Annotated in this window: 11 protein-coding genes; 6 read left to right on the top strand and 5 right to left on the bottom strand. The window is 65.0% G+C overall.

Annotated elements, in window-relative coordinates; genetic code table 11:
• Positions 1-12 precede the first annotated feature (12 nt).
• The 5 genes from ACM6UT_RS04285 to ACM6UT_RS04265 all read left to right on the top strand — a co-directional run bounded on the left by ACM6UT_RS04285 (position 13) and on the right by ACM6UT_RS04265 (position 5,984).
• On the top strand, positions 13-1,248 hold the full coding sequence (locus tag ACM6UT_RS04285; protein WP_416796129.1) for an MFS transporter: 1,236 nt from the start codon (positions 13-15) through the stop codon (positions 1,246-1,248).
• Between the two features lie 87 nt (positions 1,249-1,335).
• Positions 1,336-2,748, top strand: coding sequence for a multicopper oxidase family protein (locus ACM6UT_RS04280; RefSeq protein ID WP_416796128.1), 1,413 nt, complete (start codon positions 1,336-1,338; stop codon positions 2,746-2,748).
• A gap of 35 nt (positions 2,749-2,783) precedes the next feature.
• A complete protein-coding gene (locus ACM6UT_RS04275; protein WP_416796127.1) occupies positions 2,784-3,668 on the top strand; it encodes an MBL fold metallo-hydrolase in 885 nt (294 codons plus the stop codon).
• 135 nt (positions 3,669-3,803) lie between these two features.
• A complete protein-coding gene (gene rnd / locus ACM6UT_RS04270) occupies positions 3,804-4,949 on the top strand; it encodes a ribonuclease D (RefSeq protein WP_416796126.1) in 1,146 nt (381 codons plus the stop codon).
• A gap of 24 nt (positions 4,950-4,973) precedes the next feature.
• Entirely contained in the window at positions 4,974-5,984 is a 1,011-nt protein-coding gene (locus ACM6UT_RS04265; RefSeq protein ID WP_416796125.1) for a small ribosomal subunit Rsm22 family protein, read from the top strand.
• A gap of 46 nt (positions 5,985-6,030) precedes the next feature.
• Here the strand turns inward: ACM6UT_RS04265 and ACM6UT_RS04260 are convergent, their stop codons facing one another.
• Entirely contained in the window at positions 6,031-6,438 is a 408-nt protein-coding gene (locus ACM6UT_RS04260) for a DUF2000 family protein (protein WP_416796124.1), read from the bottom strand.
• Here ACM6UT_RS04260 and ACM6UT_RS04255 point away from each other — a divergent pair.
• The gene (locus ACM6UT_RS04255) at positions 6,437-7,342 is read left to right on the top strand and encodes an AraC family transcriptional regulator (RefSeq protein ID WP_416796123.1); all 906 of its coding nucleotides are present in this window, start codon (positions 6,437-6,439) and stop codon (positions 7,340-7,342) included. The two genes, ACM6UT_RS04260 and ACM6UT_RS04255, sit on opposite strands and share 2 nt — an antisense overlap.
• 4 nt (positions 7,343-7,346) lie before the next feature.
• Here ACM6UT_RS04255 and ppx read toward each other — a convergent pair whose 3' ends face one another.
• The 4 genes from ppx to ACM6UT_RS04235 all read right to left on the bottom strand — a co-directional run bounded on the left by ppx (position 7,347) and on the right by ACM6UT_RS04235 (position 12,973).
• The gene (gene ppx, locus ACM6UT_RS04250) at positions 7,347-8,867 is read right to left on the bottom strand and encodes an exopolyphosphatase (RefSeq protein ID WP_416796122.1); all 1,521 of its coding nucleotides are present in this window, start codon (positions 8,865-8,867) and stop codon (positions 7,347-7,349) included.
• A gap of 10 nt (positions 8,868-8,877) precedes the next feature.
• Positions 8,878-11,049: an RNA degradosome polyphosphate kinase gene (locus tag ACM6UT_RS04245; protein ID WP_416796286.1), complete on the bottom strand. Its 2,172-nt coding sequence runs from the start codon at positions 11,047-11,049 to the stop codon at positions 8,878-8,880.
• A gap of 85 nt (positions 11,050-11,134) precedes the next feature.
• Positions 11,135-11,848: a DnaA regulatory inactivator HdaA gene (hdaA, locus tag ACM6UT_RS04240; protein ID WP_416796121.1), complete on the bottom strand. Its 714-nt coding sequence runs from the start codon at positions 11,846-11,848 to the stop codon at positions 11,135-11,137.
• On the bottom strand, positions 11,849-12,973 hold the full coding sequence (locus tag ACM6UT_RS04235; RefSeq protein ID WP_416796120.1) for an AI-2E family transporter: 1,125 nt from the start codon (positions 12,971-12,973) through the stop codon (positions 11,849-11,851).
• Positions 12,974-13,107 lie beyond the last annotated feature (134 nt).

The raw sequence follows: 13,107 nt of genomic DNA, 5'->3' as shown, positions 1-13,107 counted from the left end.
GCTCAGGCCCTCATGAACAACATCCGCCCCCTCATCCCCCTGCTCATCACCGCCGGCATCCTGATCGGAGGCAACGGCCTGCAGGGCACGTTCATCTCGCTCAGGGCGCTCCAGGAGGGGTTTTCAACCTCCACCATCGGCGTGATCGGCACCGGTTACAATATCGGCTTCGCGATCGGCTGCATCTACGTCACCCGCATCATCCGTTCGATCGGCCATATCCGCACCTTTTCGGCGCTCGCGGCGATCGCCTCCGCCGCCTCGATCTCAATGCTGCTTGCGATCAATCCGACCGCCTGGTTCGCGATGCGGCTGCTGCAGGGCCTGTGCTTCGCCGGTCTCTTCGCCGTCGTGGAAAGCTGGCTCAACGCCCGCGTCACCAACGCCACGCGCGCCCGCACGCTCTCGGTCTACCGTTTCGTCGACCTCGGCTCGGTGACCCTTGCGCAATACCTGATCCCGGCCGTCGGCATCAGCGGCTTCGAGCTCTTCGCGATCGTCTCGATGGCGCTCACGCTGTCACTCGTGCCGATCTCGTTTGCCGACCGGTCGAGCCCGGAAGCACCGGAGGCGGTGCGTTTCGACCTGAAACTGCTGTGGAAGGTCTCGCCGCTCGCGACCGTCGGCTGCATCGTCGTCGGGCTCACCAACTCGACCTTCCGTTCGCTCGGGCCGGTCTATGCCGACGGCATCGGCTTTTCGGTGACCGCGATTGCCACCTTCATGAGCCTCGGCATCTTCGCAGGCGTCGTGCTGCAATATCCGCTAGGCCACTATTCCGACAAGCTCGACCGGCGGCGGATCATTCTGATCGCCACCTTCGGTGCCTTCGCCGCCGGGCTCTTCATCACCTTCGTCGCGGGATCGAACGAACTGCTGAACTATGTCGGCATCTTCATCTTCGGCGCCTTCGCCATGCCGCTCTATTCGCTCTGCTCGGCGCATGCCAACGACCACGCGGCACCCGGCCAGCACGCGCTCGTCTCCGCCGGTACCCTGTTCTTCTGGTCGGCCGGCGCCGTGGTCGGGCCGCTCTTCGCCTCCTTCATGCTCGACTATTTCGGGCCGCAAGCGCTCTTCATCTATACGACCGTCGTGCTCGGCATCTTCATGGTCTACACCTTGCTCCGAATGACCGTTCGCGAGGGGGTGCCGGCCACTACCCGCCGGCCGCGCTTCCGCAGCCTCCTGCGCACCTCGACCTTCTTCAGCAAGCTTGCGGCGCCGCCGTCGGAAAAACAGGACTGACTGCGACAGTCTGGCAGACGAAGCCCTATTGATGAATTTTTCTCTCAACTTTAAAAGGGAGGCATCTTTATTCGCATGGTGCCCCGAATGCTCCCGCTCACCCGCCGCAATCTCCTCAAGGCCGCCGCCGTCGGCGGCGCCTATGCCTCGGGCATAGCTCTCGCACCCGGCATCACGCGGGCGCTCGCCGGCGCAACGGCCGACCCGCTGCTCCTCGAAGCCTACGAACTGACGGCGATGATCGACGGCAAGGCGCCGAGCAAGGGGGTGATGAGCTACCGGACAGCTCCCTCGCCGGAGGATGTCGCTCCCCCGGTCCTCAGGGCGCGACGCGGCGAGCCATTCTCCGTGCGGTTCAAGAACCGGCTCCAGGAGCCGACGACGGTGCATTGGCACGGCCTGCGGATCGCCAACGCCATGGACGGCGTGCCGTTCCTGACGCAGCCCTACGTCTACCCTGACGACGGCTTCGATTACACCTTCACGCCGCCGGATGCCGGCACCTTCTGGTACCACCCCCACTGCAACACGCTGACGCAGATTGGCCGCGGGCTCGCCGGCATGCTCGTTGTCGAGGACCCGAGCGACCCCGAGTTCGACGGCGAGATCGCGCTCAACCTGCGCGACTGGCGGCTCGGCGGCAATTCGCAGTTCATCGAGCAGTTCAAGGCGCGCGACGCCGCCAAGGCCGGCACCTTCGGCACGGTGCGCACCGCCAACTGGCAGGTGGAGCCGAGCTACGACGCGCCGGCCGGCGGTCTCGTCCGGCTTCGTCTCCTCGCTTCCGACGTGACGCGCATCTTCAACCTGAAACTCACCGGCGCGGACGCGGTGATCGTCGCGATCGACGGCCAGCCGGTGCCTTCGATCATGCCGCTCGACACCGCGACCATCTCGCCCGGCCAGCGGCTCGATCTCATCCTGCGCATGCCCGACGACGAAGGGGCGATTGTGACGATCGAGGACGTCCGGCCATCGACGCCGAAGACGGTCGCGCGGCTCAGGGCCGTCGGCACCTCGCTCAAGCGGAACCTCGGCGACGTGCCGCCGCTTGCCGCCAATCCGCAGCCTGAACCCGACCTTTCGGCGGCCACGGAAGTGCCGTTGATCCTCAGCGCCACCGCCGAACAGGCGGCGAAGGATTCCATCTGCGGTTCGCTCGGCTATTCCTTCTGGGCGATCAACAAGGTCCCCTATCCCGGCGACAGCGCCGATCCCATGGCGCCGCTTGCGGAGATGAAGCTCGGGAAGACCTATGTCTTCAATCTCGAAAACGTCACGCCGCATGCGCATCCGATCCATCTGCACGGGATGAACTTCAAGGTGCTCTCCTCATCGACGCGCAAGGTCCTGCCGCTCTTCTCCGACACCTATCTCGTGCTTCCCGACGAGAAGGTGCAGATCGCCGTCGTCGCCGACAATCCGGGCGACTGGGTGCTCCACTGCCATATCATCGAGCATCAGAAGACGGGTATGACCAGTTTCGTGCGGGTGGTATAGCGAGGTCTCCTGCCCTTGCCGACCGGAGCCGCTCCATGCCGTCGCTCACCGACACCCTGCGCATCCACGAGCCCTATCCCGGCCTATTCGCCTATTACGACGGCCGGATCGAAGGCGTGCGGCTCTGGTCGAAGGGGCGCAACTGGATGGACGACGGGGCCTATTCGCTGGGCGTCGCCAGTTTCTCGATCGTCTCGGGAAAGGAGGCGATCGTCTACGACACGCATATCTCGCTCGATCATGCCCGTGCGATCCGCACGCATCTCTTGAGCCTCGGCGTCGAGACGATCCGCGTCGTGCTCAGCCACTGGCACACCGACCATATCGCCGGCAATGCCGTCTTTTCCGATTGCGAGATCATCGCCAACCGGCTGACCCACGAGGCGATGGTGGCAAACCGCGAGACGCTCGCGGCGAAGACCCCGCCGATCTCGCCGCTCATTCTTCCGACGCGTCTTTTCGAGGACGAACTGGTGCTCGACCTTGCGGGGCTCGAACTGCGGCTCATGCGCTTCGACATCCACAGCGCCGACGGCACCGTGATCCTCATTCCCCGTCTCGGCGTGCTGCTTGCCGGCGACACGCTGGAGGACACCGTTACCTACATCTCCGAACCCGAACATACGCGCACCCACATCGCCGAGCTCGACCGGCTGGCGACCCTGCCCTTCCGCCGCATCCTGCCGAACCACGGCGCCGAGGCGGTGATCGCCGCCGGCGGTTACGAGACGAGCCTCATCTCGGCGACCAAAGCCTATCTCGAACGATTGCTTTCCCGCCTCGACGACCCTGCGATCGATAGCGAGCCGCTCTCCGCTTTCGTCGCGCCCGAGATCGACAAGGGCTGGATCGGCTATTTCGCCCCTTACGAAGAGGTGCATCGTGGAAACATCGCGGCCCTGCGCAAGGTGGCCCGCTGAGCCTCTTCTGTCGCTTCGCCGCGTCACTTCGCCCGGAAATGCCACCGCAGCGGCCGGAAACTGCCGTTCATATTGACATCGCAGGGCGAACGCGGAAGGAAGGTGGATCACAAATTCCATCAAGACCGAGACGACATGATCGAAACGACCGCTGCCCTCGAGGAAGCCTGCACAAAGCTCGCCAAGTCCGACTTCATCACCATCGACACCGAATTCCTGCGCGAATCCACGTTCTGGCCGGAACTCTGTCTGATCCAGATGGCGAGCCCGGACCTCGAGGTGATCGTCGATCCGCTCGCCAAGGGCATCGATCTCGCTCCCTTCTTCGCGCTGATGGCGGACAGCTCCGTCGTCAAGGTGTTCCACGCCGCCCGCCAGGACATCGAGATCATCTTCCACCTCGGCAACCTGATCCCGCATCCGATCTTCGATACGCAGGTTGCGGCGATGGTCTGCGGCTTCGGGGATTCCGTCTCCTACGACCAGCTCGTGCAGAAGGTGAAGAACGTCCACATCGACAAGACCTCGCGCTTCACCGACTGGAGCCGGCGGCCGCTTTCCGACAAGCAACTGGAATACGCGCTCGCCGACGTCACCCATCTGCGTGACGTCTACCTGAAGCTCAGGGGGGAGCTGGAACGCGAGGGACGCGCCGACTGGCTCACCGAGGAGATGAACATCCTCGAATCGCGGGAAACCTATGACCTGCATCCCGACGATGCCTGGCAGCGGCTGAAGATGCGGCTCAGAAAGCCGCAGGAACTCGCCGTCATCAAGTATGTCGCCGCCTGGCGCGAGCGCGAGGCCCGTAACCGCAACGTCCCCCGCTCCCGCGTGCTGAAGGACGACGCAATCTATGAGATCGCCCAGCAGCAGCCGAAGGATACCGAAGCGCTCGGCCGGCTGCGCACCATCCCGAAGGGTTGGGAACGCTCGAATGCCGGCGCCGCGATCATCGAAGCGGTCAACGAGGCGCTCGCCCTGCCGAAGGCGGAGATGCCGCATGTGCATCGTCACGTCCAGGCGCCCGACGGGGCAGCAGCCTCGGTCGAGCTTCTCAAGGTGCTCCTGCGGCTCACCTCGGAAAAGCACGGTGTCGCCGCGAAGGTCATCGCCAACAGCGAGGACCTGGAAAGGATCGCCGCCGAGGGCGAGAAGGCCGACGTGCCGGCCATGCACGGCTGGCGACGCGAACTCTTCGGCGATGTTGCCCTGAAGCTCATCTCCGGCGGCGTCGGCCTGCGCTTCGTCGACAAGCGCGTCGAAGCGGTGGAGTTCTGAGGCTGAACTGGCGCTGAAGACACCATGGAACTGCCCGCCGCCCTGCGCCGCGCCGTCGACGAAGCCCTCGAAGGCGAGCCGCTCGACCGCCTGACCCGCGCCAGCCAGACGCTCTCCGACCGTTACCGCCGCGAAGTGCGCGACGGGCGTTTCCATATCGACGGGACGCTCGCCGCCAAGGCCTATCTCGCCACCCGCCTGCCCGCGACGTTTGCCGCTGTGCGCGCTGCACTCGAGATGGTCTCCGAGGCGTCACCCACCTTCGCGCCGCAGACGTTGCTCGATGTCGGCGCCGGCCCCGGCACGGCCCTTTGGGCGGCCGCCGACTGCTGGCCGGAGCTCGGTCAGGCAACGATCGTCGAGGCGAGTGCATCGATCCGCACCGTCGGCGAGGCGCTCGCCAGATCGTCGACCGTCGCCTCGACGTGGCTTCCCGGTGACGTGACCGGCGCGCTTCCCGTGGAGGCCCCGGCCGACCTCGTCACGCTCGCCTATGTGCTCGACGAAATCGCCGAAGGCGCCATTGCGGCCGTTACGGCCAAGCTCTGGGCGCTGACCGGCCAGACACTCGTGATCGTCGAGCCGGGAACGCCTGCCGGCTGGCGCCGTATCCAGATCGTCCGCGACACGCTGATCAAGGCCGGCGCCCATCTGGTCGCGCCCTGCCCGCACGCGGCACCCTGCGCGATCGCAGGCAGCGACTGGTGCCACTTTTCCCGCCGTGTGGCGCGCTCGCGTCTTCACCGGCTGGCCAAGCAGGCGGACGTGCCGTGGGAGGACGAGAAGTACATCTTCATCGCCGCCTCGCGGACGCCGGCCGAACCGCCCCCGGCGCGGGTTCTTGCGCTGCCGCGCGCCGCAAGCGGCCTCGTGCGCTTGAAGCTCTGCCGTTCCGACGGTGGCATCGGCGAACTCACCGTCAGCCGCAGAGACGGTGATCTCTTCCGGGAGGCGCGGCGGGCGGACTGGGGCGACGGCTTCCGTCTTCCGCAAGATGAAGACAGTGTCGAAGCCGACCGTCACGACGGCGCGTAAGCCGACGGTTGAAAGCCGCGGCATGAATCGGAAGGGCCGGCGCTCGTCAGCCGTGCAACCTGGCGCCCTTGGTGATCTTGTCGACGAGCTTCTTCTCGGCCCTGAGACCGATGCCGACCACCTTCGCATTGTCCGGCGCAAACTCGGCGAAGACGGCCCGGTTGGCTGCGTCGTGGCCAGTCGAGAACATTTCCTCGATGTAGAGCGACGAGGTTACGCCGCGTTCGAGCGAGCGCCGGTGGATGGTCGAAAGCGTCGACGCGTCCGCGGAGAGCACGACGATCGGCTGCCCGGCCATGGCATTGTAGACGTTGCCGGCCGCATCGCGGTAAGGTTCACCGATCACCGATGCTTCCTGCGCGACGATACCGCTCGTCAGGAATGCGGTGACATTGAGCTTCTGCCAGCTGGCGAGATCCTCCCTGAGGACGACGACGATCTTGGTATCGAACATGGACGACAATTCCCTCCGCGGTTTCAAGGGCGCACTCGCCCCTGCCGCCGCTATAGCGAAGGATGCTGAGCACGGTCTTGAACGATCCTGCACCGCAGTGACGGAGGACCGCCTGCGCCTTCTCGGTGGCTCGGAGGGGCTGGAGCACATCGAGGCCGCCTTCAGGGGCGACGGGTTCTCCCCGCACCGCCACGACACCTACGGCATCGGCGTAACACTCTCGGGCGTGCAGACCTTTCAGTACCGGGGATCACGCCGTGCGAGCCTTCCCGGCAACATCATCGTCCTGCATCCCGACGAGTTGCACGACGGCGCCGCCGGGACCGAGAGCGGGCTTTCCTACCGCATGATCTACGTCGCCCCGGAAAGGATTGCCGACGCTCTCGGGAGACGGGGTGCGCTGCCCTTCGTCGCCGACCCCGTCATCGACGATCCGGGGTTCCGGCGCGGTCTCGCCGAGGCGATCATCCAACTCGACGAAGTTCCCTCGGAGCTCGCTGTCTCCGCCGTGGTGGCGATGATCGCCGACGGCCTCAAGCAACATTGCGACGACAGGGGCGGATCGGCCGCGCAAGGCGTATCGGCGGGCATCGCCGCCTGCCGGGACTTTCTCGCGGCACATTGTACGCGGGAAGTCCGCTCCTCCGAACTGGAGGCGATCGCCGGCCTCGACGGCTACACGATCGCCCGGCAGTTCCGCCGCGCTTTCGGCACGAGCCCGCATCGCTATCTCGTCATGCGGCGGCTGGATTTCGCGCGCTCGCTCATCCGCGAACGTGAAGGACTGGCGCAGGTCGCGCTTGCCGCGGGCTTTGCCGACCAGGCGCATTTCACCCGGCATTTCAAACAGGCCTACGGCATGACGCCCGGCCGCTGGCAGGCGCTCATTTCGACGGCACGGTGAGCTTCTACTCGAAACGGAAGGCGAGGCGCTTGCCGGTCAGACGCGCGAGTTGCTGCAGGCGCCCGTCGAGCCGCTCGCCGGCAAAGCCGCGATACTGCGGCGGCACGACGAATTCGAGGTCGAGGTCCGGCTTTGCCGACCGCGCAAAGGTGAGACTATCGACCACGCCCGGCATCGAGGCGGAGAAGAGATAGACGACCCGCAGCAGACCGCCGACGAGCTTCGCCCGTTGCAGCAGACGCTCGGTCGCGATCGCCGCGAGCGGCCCCGTCTGGCCGTCGTCGTTGAGACCCTCGAAGCGATAATAGTTGGTGAGCGCGATGAAGGCGCGTCCGGGATGGGAGATCCCGATAAAGGACGAGTGGGCGATGATGTTCAGCGCCTGCAGGCCGCGGTAATCCGGATGCGCCCGCCAGCTGATGTCGGCGAGGAGGCAGGCGGCCTGCCGGTAGCGGCCCTCCTCCACCGTCTCGTCGATGTCGAAGAAGGGCATCATCCGGCCCGTCCAGTCGGCGAGTTCGCGGGCATGTTCAGGTGAACGGGCCCTCAGGATCGCCAGTTCGTCGGCGGCGACGAGCAACGGGTCGGCGGCACGGTCCTCCTCCGCAAGCAGCGCATAGAGATAGCCTTCGCGCACGCCCTGCGCCGAGAAGGAAACCTTTGCGGGCCTCATCGCGTCGAGGACTTCGCGCATGGCTATGGCGCCGTAGGGCAGAAGCGCACGGCGGCTCTTGGAAATCGCCTGCCAGGCCGGATCGCGACTGTCGCCGTTGGCGATGATCTCGTCGAGGAAGCGGACGACCTCGTCATACGGCAGCTCGTAGCCCTGCATCATGTGGAGCGGGTAGTTGCGCTTCTCCATGTGGAGCTTGGCAACGTTTCGCCAGGTCCCGCCGACAGCATAGAAAGTGCGGCCTGCGCCCTTCTCCAGGATCGACGTCTCCCGGATCAGCCGCCGGGCGATCGTGCGGGCCTTGGCAATCGAGCCTTCGGCGGTCTCGGACAGGCGGATACCGCCGAGCGGCAAGGTGATACCCTTGCCGAGGTCCTGGCCGCGGATGTCGATAAGCTCCAGCGATCCGCCGCCGAGGTCGCCGGCGATGCCGTCCGGATCATGGAAGCCGCTGACGACGCCGAGCGCCGAATAGAGTGCTTCCTGTTCGCCGCTCAGCACCTCGATCCGGTGTCCGAGGATCGCCTCGGCCTCGTGGATGAAATCCGGCCCGTTGGCGGCCTCCCGTGCGGCCGCGGTCGCCAGTACGTACATGGATGTCGCCTGCGCCTGCTCCGAAAGCGCACGAAAACGCCGGAGCGCCGCGAGCGCACGGCGCACGCCCTCCTCGTCCATTCGGCCTGTCGAAGCGAGTCCCTTGCCGAGGCCGCAGAGGACCTTTTCGTTGAACAGGATGGCAGGCGACCTGGAAAGCCCTTCATAGACGACGAGGCGGATCGAGTTCGAGCCGATGTCGATGACGGAGACAGGGGCGATACCGGGTAAACGTCCCTGCGCTTCTGATCGTGTCATGAAGTACCAGTTATTTCTTTCGGCCGGAGATAATGCCGGCGATCAGCTTCGGCGCGCTCGACTTCAACGCTTCGCCCCGGCCCGAAAGGCTGGGATTGGTCATGAAATACTGCTGCGCATTGAACGGTTCCTCTCCCGGGCGCACTTCCATGCGCCGGGAGGTACCGTCGGGCAGTATCTCGTAGCTCTGCTGGTTGTCAATCAGATTGCCGAGCATAATCTGTGAAAGGACCTGCTCGTGAACCGTCGGATTTATCAGGGGAACCAGCGTTTCGACGCGCCGATCGAGATTGCGCGGCATCATGTCCGCGGAGCCGATGTAGACGAGCGCCTTTTCCGACGGCAGGCCGTAGCCGTTGCCGAAGCAGAAGATGCGGCTGTGCTCCAGGAAGCGGCCGACGATCGATTTCACCCGGATATTCTCGGACAGCCCCGGCACCTGCGGACGAAGGCAGCAGATGCCGCGCACCACGAGGTCGATTTCCACGCCCGCCCGGCTTGCGCCGTAGAGCGCATCGATGATCTCGGGATCGACGAGCGAGTTCATCTTCATCCAGATCGCCGCCGGACGACCGGCCTGGGCATGCTCGATCTCTTCGGCGATATGCTTGAGGATACGCGGCCGAAGCGTATAGGGCGAGACGGCCAGCTTCATGCTTTCCTCCGGCTCGCCATAGCCGGTGATGAAGTTGAAGACGTTCGCCATGTCGTGGGCGATCTTCGGGTTGCAGGTGAAGAAGGACAGGTCCGTGTAGATCTTCGCCGTGACCGGATGATAGTTGCCGGTGCCGAGGTGGCAGTAGGTCCTGAGCTTGCCCTCTTCGCGGCGCACCACCATCGACATCTTGGCGTGCGTCTTCAGTTCGATGAAGCCGAAGACCACCTGCACGCCGGCGCGTTCGAGGTCGCGCGCCCAGCGGATGTTCGCCTCCTCGTCGAAACGCGCCTTGAGCTCGACGAGCGCCGTCACGGACTTGCCGGCATCGGCTGCGTCGATGAGGGCGCGGACGATCGGACTGTCGTTCGAGGTGCGGTAGAGCGTCTGCTTGATCGCCAAAACGTCCGGATCGCGCGCCGCCTGCAGCAGGAACTGCACGACGACGTCGAAGGACTCGTAAGGATGGTGGACCACCATGTCCTTCTCGCGGATCGCCGCGAGGCAGTCGCCGGCGTGTTCGCGCACCCGCTCGGGGAAACGGGCGTTATAGGGTTCGAAGCGCAGGTCGTCGCGTGGCGCCTTGGCGATCTCGGAAAGCGTGTTGAGCGCCAGCAGCCCGGGCAGGATCGCCACACGGTTTTCCGGCACGCCCAGCTCGTGGACGACGAACTGGCGCAGCGCCGCCGGCATTTCCGAATCCGTCTCGATGCGGATCACGGACCCGCGGCGGCGACGCTTCAGCGCCGTCTCGAAGTAGCGCACGAGGTCTTCGGCTTCTTCCTCGACTTCGATATCGCTGTCGCGAATGATCCGGAATGTGCCGAAGCCCATGACCTCGTAGCCTGGATAGAGCCGGTCGATGAACATGCCCACCACATCTTCGAGCGTGATGTAGCGGAGCATGTTCCGGTCGTCGGGCAGCCGGATGAACCGGTCGAGCGTCGTCGGCAGGCGCAGAAGCGCGGTCATCGGCTCACGGCCCTGCTTGCGCTCGAGCTGCAGCCCCATGGAGAAGCCCAGGTTCGGGATGAAGGGGAACGGGTGCGCCGGATCGATCGAAAGCGGCGTCAGCACCGGAAAGATCGACTCCTCGAATTCCGTCTCGATCCACGCCCGGTCCTCGTCCGAAAGCGCGGCCGGACGGACGATGAGGATGTCCTCCTTGGCGAGATACTGTTGCAGCACGGCGAGCGAGGCTTGCTGCTCCATCTGCAGATTGTCGATCTCGTTCAGGATCTCCTCGAGCTGTTCGAGCGGCGTTTTGCCGTCGGGGCTGCGAATGGTGATGCCCTGGCGCACCTGCCCCTCGAGACCGGCGACGCGGACCATGAAGAACTCGTCGAGGTTCGTCGCGGAAATCGACAGGAAGCGGACCCGCTCGAGCAGCGGATGGGCCGTGTTCAGCGTCTCCTCGAGGACGCGGCGATTGAACTGCAGCCAGGAGAATTCGCGGTTGATGAAACGCGAAGGACTGGTCATCAGGTCTTCCGTGTCGGCGCTCGCCTCCGCCCCGACCGTTTCCATCCCGGTTGCAACGTGATCCATGATTCCGTCCTTTGTTCGCCCTCTGGCGCCCACTATAACAGCTTCAAGACGTCACTGTGACAACTCAATCATGATGGTCGTCGCCGTGGAGTTCGTCGAGGACCTCCGCGACCAGCGCCCGCGAAATCTTCGCTCGACGCGCCAGCGCCAGCCGGTCGATCCGCTCGACGACATCCTGGGCGGCGGCGAAGGAACGCTCCATCCGCTGCACGATATAGCCGACGATGCGGTCGTCGATCGCAAGCTGCCGGTCGGCGAAGAGCTTGACGATGAGTTGGGCGAGGAGCTCCTCCTCGGGCTCGCCGATCTCGACCATCGTGGCGGCCTTCAGCCGCGAACGCAGGTCGGGCAGCGCGACGGCCCAGGACAGGGGCCATGTACGCGACGTCATCAGCAGGCTGGTGCCGTTCTCGCGCACGCTGTTGATCACGTGGAAAAGCTCGACCTCGTCGAAGCCTCGCCGCTCGGCATCCTCGAAGAGGACCGGGCCCGCCGCCGCGGCGAGCGCCGCCTGCGATCCGGCGACCGGATGGATGTCGACGGCGCCGCTCTGCTCACGCCAGATTTCGGCAAGATGCGACTTCCCCGAGCCCGCGGGGCCGGCGAGGATCACCACGGGCGACGGCCAGTTCGGCCAGGAATCTATGATGGCGACGGCCGCTTCCAGACGTCCGGAGACCAGGAGGTCGTCGCGGCCCGTCGCAGCGGCATGGCCGAACACCAGAGGAAGCTGTTCCGCCACTTTCAGCTTCGCCTCGGCCTTCTTGTTTTCACTCATTTATTTCTCTGAGACATCCGGCTTGTGCTCACCGCCACGACCGGGTGTCTGTCCGTAATACAAATCGCTCTCAAGATACCGTGCGAGGGCGAACCGGACAAGGACGCCGATCGCCGCCGCCGCCGGAACGGCGACGAGCACGCCGACGAAACCGAAGAGCGCGCCGAAGGCGAAGAGCGCGAACATCAGCCAGACCGGATGGAGGCCGACGCTCTGGCCGACAAGCTTCGGCTGCAGGATGTTGCCTTCGAGGAACTGGCCGGAGAAGAAGAAGATCACCACGATGACGACGTGGACGTAATCGGGCCAGAACTGCACCAGCGCGACGCCGGCGGCGAGCACCAGGCCAACCGTCGAGCCGACATAGGGAATGAAGCTGATCATGCCGGTGAAGAAGCCGATCAGCAGTCCGAAATTGAGGCCAATTAGCGAAAGGCCGACGGCATAGTAGATGCCGAGGATGAGGCAGAGCGACCCCTGCCCGCGCACGAAGCCGGCGATCGTCTTGTCCATTTCGGTGGCGAGCTCGCGGACCGCGCCGACCTGGTTGCGCGGGATCCAGTGGTCGACCTTCGCCACCATCCGGTCCCAGTCGAGGAGGAGATAGAAGGCGACGACCGGCGTCACGACGAGGAGCGCCGCAATATCGACGAGCGCCTTGCCGGAGTTCCAGATCTGCGCCACCAGCGTGGCGACAAAGCCGGCCCCCTCGGTCACCAGCTTGGAGAAGTTCTCCTTGATCGTCACCATCTGGCCGTCGAGCCATCCCGGCAGCCAGCGGGCATTGGAGGTGGCGATGAAGTTCTGCAGCTCGGTGACATAACCCGGAACGTGCTGGATGAAATCGTTGAGCTGGGTCGCGAGCACCGGAATGATGATCATCAGGGCGAGCACGAAGACGAAGATGAAGGCCACGAGAATGAGCGTCGTCGCCATGAAGCGGTTGAGGCCGAGGCGCTCCAGCCGGTCAGCGACCGGATCGAGGAAATAGGCGAGCGCCATGCCGACGATGAACGGCAGGAGGATTGTGCGGAACAAAAACAGGAACAATATGAAGCCGGCAAGCGCCGCGAGCCCGAAAAAGGCCTGCCGCTTCAGGGTAACGCCGGAAATGTGCTGGGTCATGCTCGATGCTCCGCTGCGGTGGTCGGCATAGCAAGTAGAATGGCCGGGGCTGGAGGGTCAAGGGCCGCCGCACGCCATCCCGCTTCACCGCCCGCCGGCGCACAGATGCCGGCGCGGCAGTTTTTTCACCGGGA

The organism is Ciceribacter azotifigens (assembly GCF_048159625.1).
Lineage (GTDB): Bacteria > Pseudomonadota > Alphaproteobacteria > Rhizobiales > Rhizobiaceae > Allorhizobium > Allorhizobium azotifigens.
The sequence above is the reverse complement of the archived record's forward strand: the minus strand, read 5'-3'. Positions and strand labels throughout refer to the sequence as shown.